The 13,466-nt window shown below is 56.3% G+C and carries 11 protein-coding genes; 6 read left to right on the top strand and 5 right to left on the bottom strand.

From position 1 onward, the window contains the following. The first annotated feature begins 23 nt into the window (after positions 1–23). The 4 genes from AC5QPF_RS07730 to AC5QPF_RS07745 all read left to right on the top strand — a co-directional run bounded on the left by AC5QPF_RS07730 (position 24) and on the right by AC5QPF_RS07745 (position 4,906). Positions 24–602 (top strand): TerD family protein, encoded by a 579-nt coding sequence (locus AC5QPF_RS07730; RefSeq protein WP_494962674.1) that lies wholly within the window; start codon positions 24–26, stop codon positions 600–602. A gap of 315 nt (positions 603–917) precedes the next feature. Then, complete coding sequence (gene katG / locus AC5QPF_RS07735; protein ID WP_494962675.1) at positions 918–3,053, top strand: catalase/peroxidase HPI; 2,136 nt, start codon at positions 918–920, stop codon at positions 3,051–3,053. Between the two features lie 117 nt (positions 3,054–3,170). Next, positions 3,171–3,914 carry a methyltransferase domain-containing protein gene (locus AC5QPF_RS07740; protein WP_494962676.1) on the top strand — a complete coding sequence of 248 codons (744 nt, stop codon included), beginning with the start codon at positions 3,171–3,173 and terminating at the stop codon, positions 3,912–3,914. 125 nt (positions 3,915–4,039) lie between these two features. After that, positions 4,040–4,906, top strand: coding sequence for an SPFH domain-containing protein (locus AC5QPF_RS07745; RefSeq protein WP_494962677.1), 867 nt, complete (start codon positions 4,040–4,042; stop codon positions 4,904–4,906). 141 nt (positions 4,907–5,047) lie between these two features. On the opposite strand, the gene AC5QPF_RS07750 is transcribed toward AC5QPF_RS07745, so the two are convergent. From AC5QPF_RS07750 to AC5QPF_RS07760, 3 genes are all read right to left on the bottom strand, one after another. Continuing rightward, entirely contained in the window at positions 5,048–6,271 is a 1,224-nt protein-coding gene (locus AC5QPF_RS07750; RefSeq protein WP_494962678.1) for a HipA domain-containing protein, read from the bottom strand. After that, positions 6,271–6,576 carry a helix-turn-helix domain-containing protein gene (locus AC5QPF_RS07755; protein ID WP_494962679.1) on the bottom strand — a complete coding sequence of 102 codons (306 nt, stop codon included), beginning with the start codon at positions 6,574–6,576 and terminating at the stop codon, positions 6,271–6,273. The genes AC5QPF_RS07750 and AC5QPF_RS07755 overlap by 1 nt, the downstream gene beginning before the upstream one ends. A 245-nt stretch (positions 6,577–6,821) precedes the next feature. Next, positions 6,822–7,313: a BRO family protein gene (locus AC5QPF_RS07760; RefSeq protein WP_494962680.1), complete on the bottom strand. Its 492-nt coding sequence runs from the start codon at positions 7,311–7,313 to the stop codon at positions 6,822–6,824. 60 nt (positions 7,314–7,373) lie between these two features. Here AC5QPF_RS07760 and tnpB point away from each other — a divergent pair, with 60 nt between their 5' ends. Next, entirely contained in the window at positions 7,374–7,733 is a 360-nt protein-coding gene (gene tnpB / locus AC5QPF_RS07765; protein WP_256587665.1) for an IS66 family insertion sequence element accessory protein TnpB, read from the top strand. 18 nt (positions 7,734–7,751) lie between these two features. Further along, entirely contained in the window at positions 7,752–9,284 is a 1,533-nt protein-coding gene (gene tnpC, locus AC5QPF_RS07770; protein WP_494962681.1) for an IS66 family transposase, read from the top strand. 467 nt (positions 9,285–9,751) lie between these two features. Here the strand turns inward: tnpC and AC5QPF_RS07775 are convergent, their stop codons facing one another. Together AC5QPF_RS07775 and AC5QPF_RS07780 are read right to left on the bottom strand one after the other, a co-directional pair. Beyond that, positions 9,752–11,932 carry a hypothetical protein gene (locus tag AC5QPF_RS07775; protein WP_494962682.1) on the bottom strand — a complete coding sequence of 727 codons (2,181 nt, stop codon included), beginning with the start codon at positions 11,930–11,932 and terminating at the stop codon, positions 9,752–9,754. 174 nt (positions 11,933–12,106) lie between these two features. Continuing rightward, entirely contained in the window at positions 12,107–13,354 is a 1,248-nt protein-coding gene (locus AC5QPF_RS07780; protein WP_330075240.1) for a ribonucleotide-diphosphate reductase subunit beta, read from the bottom strand. Positions 13,355–13,466 lie beyond the last annotated feature (112 nt).

Genomic DNA, 13,466 nt, shown 5'->3' on the forward strand with positions numbered 1-13,466 from the left:
CACCCTCAACAAGGAAACACAGCATGGCTGTCAGTCTGTCCAAAGGCGGTAACGTCTCCCTTTCCAAAGAAGCCCCAGGCTTGAGCGAAATCATCGTCGGGCTCGGCTGGGATGCCCGGGTCACCGATGGTGCTGAGTTCGACCTCGATGCCTCGGTCTTCGTCACCGGAGAGAGCGGCAAGGTCCTCAGCGACGCAAGCTTCATCTTCTACAACAACAAGCTGTCCGCCGACGGCTCGATCGAACACATGGGCGACAACCGCTCCGGCCAAGGCGAAGGTGACGACGAGCAGGTCAACGTCAAGCTCACTGGCCTGGCCCCCGAGGTGAAGAAGCTGGTGTTCGCCGTCACTATCCACGACGCCGAGGCACGCAAGCAGTCCTTCGGCCAGGTGAGCAATGCCTATATCCGCGTGGTGAACAAGGCGGACGGCAAGGAGATCGCCCGCTACGACCTCTCGGAAGACGCCTCCAGCGAAACCGCGATGATCTTCGGTGAGCTGTACCGTCACAACGACGAGTTCAAGTTCAAGGCGATTGGCCAAGGTTTTGCCGGTGGTCTCAAGCCGCTGGCCGAAGCGCATGGTGTCAACATCGGCTGAACCGCTACACAAGAAAAGCCCCGGAGTAATCCGGGGCTTTTCTTTTTCTTACGGCTTGCAAGTCGCACGCCTGTCGCAACAGATCATCGCCTCTGCTTTACTTTCTTCCCGCACTCCAGCCGCTTGTCGAGTCTTCAGGCGGCAAAATGGAACTTCGGCTCAAGACTCACTTCCTCGCCGAAAGGCAAAGAAGAAAATGTCTATTGATCTAATAATATTCATAAATTTGTTCCATACAGAATGCCGTTTTAGTCTTTACCTATCGTCGGCTGCAATCAAAGGGCCGGTCTGCTGAGGAAAAAGGAGAAAGCAGTAATGTCGAACCAAGGTAAATGCCCGTTCCACAACACCGCCGGTAGCGGCACCAGCAATCGCGACTGGTGGCCCAATACCCTGCGTGTGGATCTGCTCAACCAGCATTCGGACCGTTCGAACCCGCTCGGGGAGAACTTCAACTACCGCGACGAATTCAAGAAACTCGACTATTCCGCCCTCAAGGCCGACCTCAAGGCGCTGCTCACCGATTCCCAGGACTGGTGGCCGGCCGACTGGGGCAGCTACGGCGGCCTGTTCATCCGCATGGCTTGGCACAGCGCCGGGACCTACCGCACCGTCGATGGGCGAGGGGGCGCCGGTCGTGGCCAGCAACGTTTCGCACCACTGAACTCCTGGCCGGACAACGTCAGCCTGGACAAGGCCCGTCGCCTGCTCTGGCCGATCAAGCAGAAATACGGCCAGAAGATTTCCTGGGCCGACCTGATGATCCTCGCTGGTAACGTTGCCCTGGAAGCCTCGGGCTTTCGTACCTTCGGATTCGGTGCCGGTCGTGAAGACGTCTGGGAACCGGACATGGACGTCAACTGGGGCGACGAGAAAGCCTGGCTCACCCACCGTGATCCGGAAACCCTGGCCAAGAATCCGCTGTCGGCTACTGAAATGGGCCTGATCTACGTCAACCCGGAAGGCCCGAACGCCAGTGGCGATCCAGCTTCCGCAGCCGCCGCGATCCGTGCCACCTTCGGCAACATGGCCATGGACGACGAGGAAATCGTTGCCCTGATCGCCGGTGGCCACACCCTCGGCAAGACCCACGGCGCCAGTGCCGCGAGCCATGTCGGTGTCGATCCGGAAGGCGGTGGCATCGAGCTGCAGGGCCTGGGCTGGAAGAGCGGTTATGAAAGCGGTGCCGGCGCCCACGCCATCACTTCCGGCCTGGAAGTGATCTGGTCGCAGACCCCGACCCAGTGGAGCAACAACTTCTTCGAGAACCTGTTCAAGTTCGAATGGACCCAGACCCGCAGTCCGGCGGGTGCCATCCAGTTCGAAGCGCTGGACGCCCCGGAGATCATGCCCGATCCGTTCGATCCGTCGAAGAAACGCCGACCGACCATGCTGGTGACCGACCTGACCATGCGGTTCGACCCCGGCTTCGAGAAGATTTCCCGGAAGTTCCTCAACGACCCGCAGGCGTTCGCCAATGCTTTCGCCCGCGCCTGGTTCAAGCTGACTCACCGCGACATGGGCCCGGTCGCCCGTTACCTCGGCCCGGAAGTGCCGAAGGAAGAACTGATCTGGCAAGATCCGCTGCCGAAGGCGATCCATAACCCGAGCGCCAGCGATATCGCCGACCTCAAGTCGCGCATCGCCGAAGCCGGTCTGTCGGTGGGTGAGCTGGTTTCGGTGGCTTGGGCCTCGGCCTCGACCTTCCGGGGTGGTGACAAGCGCGGCGGTGCCAACGGTGCGCGCCTGGCCTTGGCGCCGCAGAAGGACTGGGCGGTCAACGCCATCGCCGTCGGCACCCTGGATCGCCTCAAGGCGGTGCAGCAGGCGTCCGGCAAGGCATCCCTGGCTGACGTGATCGTGCTGGCCGGTGTTGTCGGTATCGAGCAGGCGGTCAAGGCGGCGGGTGTGAATGTGCATGTGCCGTTCACCCCGGGGCGTGTCGATGCGCGTCAGGACCAGACCGATGTCGAGTCTTTCGACTACCTCGAACCGCTGGCCGACGGCTTCCGCAACTACCGCAACAGCGACAGCCCGGCGACTACCGAGTCGCTGCTGATCGACCGCGCGCAGTTGCTGACCCTGACTGCGCCAGAGCTTACCGCGCTGGTTGGCGGCCTGCGGGTGCTGGGTACCAACTTCGACGGCAGCAAGCACGGCGTGTTTACCGCACACGAAGGTGCGTTGAGCAACGACTTCTTCGTCAACCTGCTGGACATGGGCACCGTGTGGAAAGCGGTGGACGGTTCCAGCGAACTGTTCGAAGGCCGTGATCGCAAGACTGACGAAGTGAAATACACCGCCACCCGCAACGACCTGGTGTTTGGTTCCAACTCGATCTTGCGGGCGTACGCCGAGGTCTATGCCAGCGAAGACGCCAAAGAAAAGTTCGCCCGTGACTTCGTCGCGGCCTGGACCAAGGTCATGAACCTGGACCGTTTCGAGCTGTAATCAGCGGTCGTTTCACGTAGCACCCAAGGCCTGGTGAAGTTCTGCTTCACCGGGCCTTTTTTCGTGGCAACTTCCAGATACAATGCCGCGCCCTCAACTTCCCCTCCCAGGTTTTCCATGTCCGGCAACGCGCTCTATACCGATCTGTCGGGCTATTACGACCTGATGTGCGCCGATATCGACTACCGCGCGCAGAGTCATTGTGTGCAGCGGCTGCAGCAGTTGTTCGGCAATGGCGGCAAGCGCCATCTGGACCTGGCCTGCGGGACCGGACCGCATGTGCGGCATTTCATCGATGCCGGGTTTCAGAGTGCCGGGCTGGACATCAACCAGCCGATGCTGGACAAGGCGGCGCAGCGCTGCCCCGAAGCGCGGTTTTCCCTTGGCGACATGTGCGGTTTCACCGTGGCAGAGCCGCAGGACCTGATCACCTGTTTCCTCTACTCGGTGCACTACAGCGGTACTGTCGAACGGCTCAAGGCCTGTATCGCCAGCGTGCATGCGGCGCTGGCCGAGGGCGGCGTGTTCTGTTTCAACGCGGTGGACAAGCGGCGGATCGACAATGACTCGTTCGTCTCCCATACCGCGGAACAGGACGGCGCCCGCTTCGTTTTTCGCTCCGGCTGGGGTTATCCGGGGGAGGGCGAGCGCCAGGCGCTGCGGTTGAGTATCGAACGTAGCCAGGGCGGTGAAACCCAGGTCTGGCATGACGAACACCCGATGGTGGCGGTGAGCTTCGACGAACTGCTCGGGCTGCTGGAGCTGCACTTCGAAGTGCAAGTGCTGGAGCATGACTACGACAAGCTGCTGACCTGGGATGGGGTCTCGGGCAATGCGCTGCTTGCCTGTGTGAAGCGCTGAAACTGTCGGCCTGAGCGCAAAGATGAGAAAAAGTCTCATCGATCGCGTGACCTGTCTCTTCATTCCATGAGTTACTTCCTCCTGACGCGTTGCCCTGAGCAGCGCGCTTGCACAAGGAAATGAACATGGAAAAGGTAAACCGCCGCTGGATGACGACGGGCGGCGCCGTGGTACTGGGACTGGTTGCGCTGAGCGTGGTGCTTGGCAGTTTCTATACCGTGGATGAAAAGGAGCGCGGGGTGGTCCTGCGCAATGGTGCATTCATCGAAGTGGCAGAGCCGGGGCTGCACTGGAAGCTTCCCTTCTTCGACACCGTCAAGGCGATCTCCATCCAGAACCAGGCCTCCAAGTGGGAAGGTCTGCAGGCCTACAGCCGTGACCAGCAGGCCGCGCAGCTGACGGTCTCCGTTTCCTGGCATGTCACTCCTGGCGAAGTGGCCGACGTCTACAAGGGCTACAGCGACCTCGACGGCCTGCTGTCCCGCGCCATCGCCCGGCAGGTGCCGACCCAGGTCGAGAACGTGTTCGGCCAGTACACCGCCGTCAACGCCGTGCAGAAGCGCGGCGAACTGGTTGCGGCGATTTCCCAGGCGATCAAGGCCAACGTCAGCGGCCCGGTGGTGATCGACAGTGTCCAGGTCGAGAACATCGACTTCAGCGATGCCTATGAGCGCTCCATCGAAGAACGCATGAAGGCCGAGGTCGCGGTGAAGACCCGCGAGCAGCAGTTGGAGACCGAGAAAATCCAGGCCCAGATCAGCGTCACCCAAGCCCAGGCCAAGGCCGATGCAGCGCTGGCGCAGGCCAAGGCCGAAGCCCAGGCGATCGAACTGCGGGGTAACGCCGAGGCAGCGGCCATCGAAGTCCGGGCCAAAGCGCTGGCCAGCAACCAGAACCTTGTCGAACTGACCAAGGCCGAGCGCTGGGACGGCAAGTTGCCGACCACCGTGCTGCCGGGTGGCACGATGCCGTTTATCGACGCGAGGAAGTGAGTTTTCGGGACCTGAACGGGATCGCGAGCGCGCTCCCGCAGGTCCCTGCAGAACATGGATCGAATGCCCTACCCGCTCCCATGCCTGCTTGCTACCACCCGTCTGGGCGAACGACCCGATCTGGTGGCTCCAGATGCCCTGTCATTTCAGCAGCTTGTCAGCACCCATCGCCGCCATTGCCAAGCGCAACTCAGGCTCCAGCAAATGTTCCCGATAATGCTGTTCAAGCTCTGGAGCCCAGCCAGCAACCTCATCGATCACTGCTGCCGCCTCTGCCTCACTAAATCCGAAGTGCTCCACCTGACTCAGCAAATTGCGTCGCGAAAGCTCATGCCCAAACCGGCCAATCCCCATGGCCAGGCGCGAGGGTGGCTGCCCTTCGGTGGTAGGTACCACGTCGTACAGGGGGGATAGGCGCCAACAGCCGTGCTTGAACACCACCGCCGTGTTTTTCGGATGATCGTCGTCATTGCCAACGAGAATGTTGAAGCAGATTCGCTTGAACAGCTCTTGCCGATCCGACTCCGGCACATTACGTCTCGCCATCTCGTTTACCAGGTAGCCGTAGTGCCATTCCTTGCCCCAGCTACCGGGTGAGTTCCAATCGCTGTCCAGCATCGTCAGGCTGCTTAGCATAGGGATGCGAGAGACTCGACCATCGCTTCCAATCTCCCTGTCGAAGCGCTCCACCAAGAGCGTGTTGACGCGTCCGCGATGCAGTTGCATGGCTGCACTGTTCAGTCCTTTCTCCGCTGCAAACGACATGCACGCGTACTCCAGCGCCGGAACGTCATAAGTGTCATGGCGGTCCCTGGGCTTGGCCAGGATCAGGCGTGCCTGATGGATCAAGGTGCATTTCGGGCGCGCGCCACCGAGTGATGAGCGCTGCTGCAGGGTGGCTCTGGTTGCCTTGTCAGCCCCGGGTGGAAAACCGCCTTGCACGCCATCGGCAAACTGAATGAAGTCGTCGAGTTGGGTGATGCTGCCGAGTCCGGCCTGACCGACACCCTCCGGCGGTGCTCGGTGTGTGCCAACCATGAGGTTGCCGGTTCGATCGTGGTTGGGAGACTTCAGCAGAAATCCCACCGCATCCAGTTCGCCACCGAACTCCCTGGTGGCCAGCCGTTCACCCCAACCATCCGGAGCCGCGTCCCGGATGAAGCCCGGGATACCGCGGTTCTTGGTGATGTTGCGATAGGGCTGTGGGTGCAGGGGATAGCGCAAGTCATCCGGCACCCAGCCTTTGACAGCTACCCAGTCAGGGTTGTAGACGAATTCACCGATCCCGTTTTTCACATCGAGGCGACCCAGGGTAATGACTTCGTTCGAACCCGGGGCTTGCATGTAGAGATAGACGGAGGCCATCAGAAGTCCTCTTCGGAAAATTTCTTCAGGCGTACGCGATGCTCCGTGACACGCAGTGCAACGGTGGGAACGCCGGGGTCCTGGAAAGCGTCATCCAGCAAGCCGAGATGCCACAGGGCGATCATGTAGCTGCGCATCTCGACGTTCGGGGCGCCGGATTCGATCTTGCCTAATGTCGCCGTGGACAACCCGGTCTGAGCGGCCAGATCTTTTTGTCGCAATTGCCGTTCAAGACGTCTGGTTTTTACCAGAAGCCCTATTTTCTCTAGCCTGTCGGAGCAGGCGAGGGGAAAAAAGCTCAACATAAGAACTCTTTTAAGCATGCTTAAGTGATTTAAGGCTGACTATAGCAGCTCTTATGAGTTGTACAGTGGCCGCCGACCAACGTGACTTTCATGCGGTGGCCTATCAAAGATCGCAGGAAGCCGCCTTGTGGAGCGGGTTTCCCGGCCAGCCGCAAGATCCAGGTTTGCAGCAGACCTTGTAGGAGCGAAGCTTGCTCGCGAAGGGCCGCAAAGCGGCCCCAAAACCTGATACCCCGAATCCCCGATCAAAACCGCAAAACCCGCTCAACCCACCCACGCCACCGAGCTTCCCGCAGCTCAGGCCCCACCTCGTCCACCACCACCGGCATATCCCGCAACCTCACCCAAGGCTCGCTCTGCCAATACAACAAACTCACCACCCGCTCCCCACCCCAGCGCATCTGGCCCAACCTCGGCCCATCATCCCCAGCCCCTTCCTGCCCATCCCGCAACACCGCCACCACCTCATGGGTCAGCCAATGCCGCAACGACCGATTCTCCGGCACATAGTGATGCGCCAGCAACGTATAGGCCCCGGACTCGCTGACCATCAGCGCCTCCACCTCCCGGCCATAGCGCAACAGCTTCAGGGTGCGCCACTGATCCGGATCGAGCCGGCCGATACAGCGCTCATCCACGAAACGGCCCATCAGACGGCCGAGTTCGCGGGCGCAGAACCAGGCCTGGGATTCGAGCCAGAGGGTGTGGAGAGGGTAACCGCTCCATGAACCCCACATTCAAAGCCCCTGCCTGAACCCGGATGCTGTGCTCCCGATTTCTTTCTGGAGCCCGCAGCCATGATGCGCCCCGACGCCAAAGTCGAAAAAGTCTACCTCTACCCCAAGCCCGTCGACTTTCGAAAATCCATCGATGGCTTGGCCGCCCTGGTCGAACTCGATATCAAGGTGGCGGTATTCGACCCCGTGCTTTTCGTCTTCCTCAACAAACCGCGCAACCGGGTGAAAATACTGTATTGGGAGCGCAACGGCTTCTGTCTTTGGCTTAAGCGCCTGGACTCGGAGCGATTCAAAACATCACCCGATCCTACCGACGAGGCCATCGTCCTGACCGTGCAGGAGCTTAACTGGCTGCTCGACGGTTTTGACCTTTGGCGCAATCGTCCACACCAGGTTTTGACGCCTCGATACGTCGCCTGATTCGGTATAATCCGCGGCATGATTTCCATGCCCGAAAACCTCCCCGACGATCCTGTTTTGCTCAAGCAACTGCTTGAGCAGATGATCAACGAACGCGCGTCTGACAAAGGCAAGATCGTTCATCTCGAAGAGGAAGTTGCGCTGTTGCGCCAGCGCCTGTTCGGACGCAAGTCCGAGCAGACAAACGACTCGGCGACGCCGCAGTTGCCGCTGTTCAATGAAGTGGAGAGTCTGGCCGAACCCGTCGATGAGTCCTCGGACGAAGAAGCTGTTGCACCCACCAAACGTCGTGGCAAACGCAAGCCACTGCCGGCCGATTTGCCACGCATCGAAATCGTCCACGAACTGCTCGAACATGAGATGACCTGTGCGTGTGGCTGCCGCAGACACGCCATTGGCGAAGAAGTTAGCGAGCAGCTCGAAATCGTCCCGATGCAAATCCGCGTCATCAAGCATATTCGCAAGGTATATGGCTGCCGCGATTGCGAGTCGGCGCCGGTAACCGCAGACAAGCCCGCCCAGTTGATCGAAAAAAGCATGGCCAGCCCCAGTGTGCTGGCCATGCTGCTGACCACCAAGTATGTGGATGGCTTGCCACTTCATCGTTTCGAAAAAGTGCTGGGCCGCCATGGTGTCGATATTCCGCGTCAAACCTTGGCGCGCTGGGTGATTCAGTGCGGTGAGCATTTCCAGCCGCTATTGAATTTGATGCGCGAGAACCTGTTGGGCAGTCGCATCATCCACTGCGATGAAACCCGGGTGCAGGTCTTGAAAGAGCCTGGTCGTGAACCCAGCAGCCAGTCCTGGATGTGGGTACAAACCGGCGGACCGCCTGATCGGCCAGTGATCCTTTTCGACTACGCCACCAGCCGAGCGCAGGAGGTGCCGACGCGCCTGCTTGAGGGCTATCGCGGCTACGTCATGACCGACGATTACTCCGGCTATAACGAATTGGCTGCGCAGGAGGGAGTCGAACGTTTGGGTTGCTGGGCGCATGCACGACGTAAGTTCGTTGACGCGCAAAAAGTACAACCCAAGGGCAAGACCGGCCGGGCAGATATCGCGTTGAACCTGATCAACAAGCTCTACCGAATCGAGCGTGATCTGAAGGACGCGAACGATGATGACCGCAAACTGGGCCGCCTGGAGCATAGCCTGCCGGTGTTGGCTCAGTTGAAGATCTGGATGGAGAAGACACAGCCCCAAGTCACCAGCCAGAACGCGTTGGGTAAAGCCATCGGCTACCTGGCGAACAACTGGAGCAAGCTGGAACGCTATGTCGAGCATGGCTACTTGCCGATCGACAACAACGCTGCAGAACGTGCAATCCGCCCGTTTGTGATCGGCAGAAAGAATTGGTTGTTCAGCAGCACGCCCAAAGGCGCAACGGCCAGTGCTCACCTCTACAGCTTGGTCGAGACGGCCAAAGCCAACGGCAGAGAGCCTTATGCGTGGCTGCGCCACGCACTGGAACGCTTGCCCCGAGCGTCCTCAGTGGAAGACTTCGAGGCGCTCCTGCCGTGGAACTGCACGCCGCGATCGCATAGCTGATCGCACTACGATCTTTGGCTTGGTGGGTTTTATGGAGCGCTCACTGGAGAGGACGGTTGTGACGGGTGAAGAGGCTGGGTTCGTGAAGGTCAGTCATGGCTGGCCCCGGGGGTGACAGGGCGGAGGGACGCGCTGGCGAGAGTCTCGCGAATGAGAGTTTCTTTAGACATTTCCATTACCTCTACGTGTTGTCAGCTTCTCAAGGCTGGGTGTCGGGAGCTGAGAAATCCCACGTAGCGGATCGGACGTATTCCCCTTTCGGGTCTTGTATTGGTCCGCTCCCGACATAACACGTATTTTTCGCGAGCAGGAGTAAACCACAGGCAAAAAAAAGCCGCATCTGTCGGGAGCGGATTTGCCGCTACGTGAGGCGTTTCTCAGGCGCCGCTTGGAATTAGAAATGTCGCCACCGAATTAGTCAATTTTTCACTTGTAGGAATTTTCTCTTTTTGGTTTGAGCTAGTGCTTTATTCGCTTCTAGAAAGCAATTTATATTCTTTTTCAGCTTTCGCAAAGTAACTATGAATATCTAGGCCGAATGACTTTATCTGTAGTTCTGACCCCTTGGGTAGTTTTATTGTCTTTACGTAGCCAATCATGCATTCGAATATGTCGTTTAAGTAAGACGATTCTGATAGGTACTTTAATAAATCGCTAATGTCAAAGCGTTCATGTTTCCAGATTGAATACTTCGATTGGTTGATTTCGATAAAGCCATTATTGAGAAGATTTAATAGCTCGTGTGCTTGTCTTACTGGGTGGGCGAGTTTTTGGTAGCCATTAAACAAGCGGTTTGCGGTTACTATGCATGTGTGTATTTTTGTAGTTTCATCCAGACGCCATTTTAGCGGGGTGACTATGTCTTTTCTTGTGTTTTCATTTACAAGCAAAGCCTTTATTCGATCCAGCTGAATCTCTGCTTTTTGGATGTGGTCGTAGCTGTTTCTTAGCTCTTGTGGCGAGCAAGGATGAAAAGCGTTTTTACATTCAATTGCGAATAGATGGCCTTCACGATAAGCTAATATGTCAATTTCAATATGTTGCCCATTGGCTTTTCTATTTATTTCGGATTCAACAAGGAATCCTTTGGATTTTAGTGCATGCTCTACAGCTTTTTGCATTGGGTCTTTTTTGTTTTTTGAGATCAAGCGTCGTTTGTTGTTGTTGTTGTTGTTGTTGTTGTGAAGTGCTCCGCGAACGATGTCGGTGCTTATAAATATTCCCATGGGTAAAACATATGCTTTCCCAACTTTCAGTATTGGCGTGTATTGGATGTCGAAATATTTGTTTTGAGCAGGGTCATGTGTCAGTAACTCAAGTATCGATGTTGTTTGGTCTGTCGTGAAGTATTCATTAAAGAGGGTGGTTAGGTCGGCCTTTTTGAAGACTGGAATTCTTGATCGCATGTCTAAAATATTAGTGTTTTCGGAAGTCTGGTCGAGGGCTTCGAAAAATATTGTTGACCATATTTTAAATATTCTTTGGGTTTGTATTAGGTCTTTAACTGCTATCTCGTGATGGGTTTCACTATTTATTAGGTCTTCTAATTCCGTGAACTCATCTTTTGCCATCTTTTCTAAGTATGTGATTTCTTCTTGGTATAGTTCTTCTTCTTTTATTATTTTTGCAAAAGCCGGGATTAGTGGGATGTTCATGGTGTAACGGTCGAGAGGAAGTCTTTTTCTAATTATTAATTTATCTCCGATTGCATTGTAGAGTCGAATGGCCTGTTTTTTCAGGTTGGTGCGATGCTTGTGAGTTTTAGTCGAGCTAACTTGGTTTACTCGAAACTGTTGTTCACTTTGTATGTAGCCTAGCTGAATTGATTTTTCGAGACTTTCCTCCTTAGGCTCAATTAGAACGCCTTCGGCTGTTTTTCTTGCTCTATAGGGGAAGCAGTCTAACAATATTTCCATCTCTCTTATTTTTATTAGTGTTACGGCTTTGTTGAGCAGATCTTTACATTTTTCTTCTATTATTAGGCTCTCATCTATAGCGTGTGTCATTTCGCTACTCAATCCTATGAGGCCGTGAAGCAATGTCGTTATTAACGATAGTGCCTCCGCATATTGCTCTCTCGTCACGTGATCAGGTGAACCATAGTTTTCTGCGTCGATTTCTGCTTGCGATATGTAATCATTTACAGAAGGTCTAAATTTCCTATCGACGTAAACCATGCAGGACTTGAGTATGGTTTTTTTATGTAGCTTCAGTGTTCGTAGCATTTGTGTGCGTAGTACTGATGCTTCAAAAGCCACTGTCGATAGGTTAAAAATCGAGCTTAGGTATTCTTTGCTCTCATCTGTTAGTGAGAGCTTTTGCTCTTCGGTCCTGAGATTCCTTATTAGTGCTGATATTTTTGATGAGTCGTAGTTGAGTTTCGATGGGCGCAGGCAGCCAGATCTTTTTATCTCTCGAAAGAATTTTTCTTGGTTTAAATATACACCTAGTATGGCTGAAGCTGTTGCTTGTCCTACTCTTCCTTTCTTCAATTCCAATGAGGTTAGTTCTGCTAGCTCGCGGTAGGGTTTCGAAGGGAGTGCTTTTAATTCGCCACTCTCTTTCAGTGAGGTTAGTACTTCATTCCAGTTTGGGGTTGCCTTGATTGCAGATATGATTTTTTTATATGGTGAATTAGCTGTGCTCATTTCCACGTCCTATGTGAAGCGTACTCGCTCAGTTTGAGTTGTAGTGGGTGGTGGTTTCGAAACGCTTACCTATTAAGCGCAATTGTCCGTGGTGCAGGATTGCTTGATTTTTTGCAAAAAAAAGGCCGCCTAACGGCAGCCTTAGATTTTAATAAAGTCGCATGTGAGCTTCTATCAATCCCAGCTCAACGCCCCACCAGTCTGATACTCGATCACCCGAGTCTCGAAGAAGTTCTTCTCCTTCTTCAAGTCCATGATCTCGCTCATCCAAGGGAACGGGTTGGTGGTCCCTGGATACTCTTCCTTCAGACCAATCTGCGACAGACGACGGTTGGCGATGAACTTCAGGTAGTCCTCCATCATCGCCGCGTTCATGCCCAGTACGCCGCGTGGCATGGTGTCACGCGCGTATTCGATCTCCAGCTGGGTACCCTGCAGGATCATCTGCGAGGCTTCTTCCTTCATCTCGGCATCCCACAGGTGCGGGTTTTCGATCTTGATCTGGTTGATCACGTCGATACCGAAGTTCAGGTGCATGGACTCGTCACGCAGGATGTACTGGAACTGCTCGGCCACGCCGGTCATCTTGTTGCGACGACCCATGGACAGGATCTGGGTGAAGCCGCAGTAGAAGAAGATGCCTTCCAGCACGCAGTAGTAGGCGATCAGGTTGCGAAGCAGCTCCTTGTCGGTCTCGACGGTACCGGTGTCGAACTCCGGATCCGAGATCGAACGGGTGTAGCGCAGGCCCCAGGCGGCTTTCTTCGCGACCGACGGGATCTCGTGGTACATGTTGAAGATCTCGCCTTCATCCATGCCCAGCGATTCGATGCAGTACTGGTAGGCGTGGGTGTGGATCGCTTCCTCGAAGGCCTGGCGCAGGATGTACTGGCGGCACTCAGGGTTGGTGATCAGGCGGTACACGGCCAGCGCCAGGTTGTTGGCAACCAGGGAGTCGGCAGTGGAGAAGAAGCCGAGGTTGCGCATGACGATGCGACGCTCGTCGTCGGTCAGGCCTTCCGGGCTCTTCCACAGGGCGATGTCCGCGGTCATGTTGACCTCTTGCGGCATCCAGTGGTTGGCGCAGCCGTCGAGGTACTTTTGCCAGGCCCAGTCGTACTTGAATGGCACCAGCTGGTTGAGATCGGCGCGGCAGTTGATCATGCGCTTTTCGTCGACCGCGACACGGGCGGCAGAGCCTTCCAGCTCGGCCAGACCTTCGGCGATGTCCAGTTCGTCCAGCGCGGCCTTGGCGCGGATCACCGCGGCGGAGTCAGCGGTGGTCACTGCGCGGGCTTCGAGGGCGGCGGCGCCACCGGCGCTGTCCAGCTTGTCGATGCCAGCAGCGGCGGATTGGCCTGCGGTGGCCGGTTTGGCGGCGGCTTCGCCGTCTTCTTTGTCGAATTCGTCCCAGCTCAGCATGGTGGGTCTCCTGCTTGAGGGCCATGTTCAGTATGGCCGGTGGATCTTGGTTGCGTTGCTTGCGTCGGGGTACAGCAGTGCACGCAAAATCTGGAGTGCCGGGGCGGCGTGC

Source organism: Pseudomonas sp. Con_6 (assembly GCF_059379395.1).